This window comes from Rhodoplanes roseus (assembly GCF_003258865.1).
GTDB classification, from domain to species: Bacteria; Pseudomonadota; Alphaproteobacteria; order Rhizobiales; family Xanthobacteraceae; genus Rhodoplanes; species Rhodoplanes roseus.
The window spans coordinates 1-244 of the sequence record NZ_NPEX01000964.1 but is presented as its reverse complement, the minus strand read 5'-3'; the positions used below and the strand labels follow the sequence as shown (position 1 = coordinate 244).

Annotated in this window: 1 protein-coding gene; it reads right to left on the bottom strand. The window is 62.3% G+C overall.

Features of this window, described 5'->3' with window-relative positions; genetic code table 11:
- Positions 1-244: S1 RNA-binding domain-containing protein (locus CH341_RS33195; RefSeq protein WP_146604826.1), on the bottom strand; the 244-nt coding region annotated here is incomplete at both ends.

The window sequence follows — 244 nt, the reverse complement described above, 5'->3', positions numbered from 1 at the left end:
CGATCTTCACCTCGATACCGGAATCCTTCACCTCGACGATCTCGCCGGTGACGATGGCGCCCTTGCGGATGCCCTCAACGGCCTCGGCAAACGGATCGCCTTCGACCTGCTTGATGCCGAGCGAGATGCGCTCCTTGTCGACGTCGACTTCCAGGACGACGGCCTTGACCATCTCGCCCTTCTTGTACTCCTCCATCGCCTCTTCGCCCTGGCGGTCCCAGGAGAGGTCGGAGAGGTGCACCAT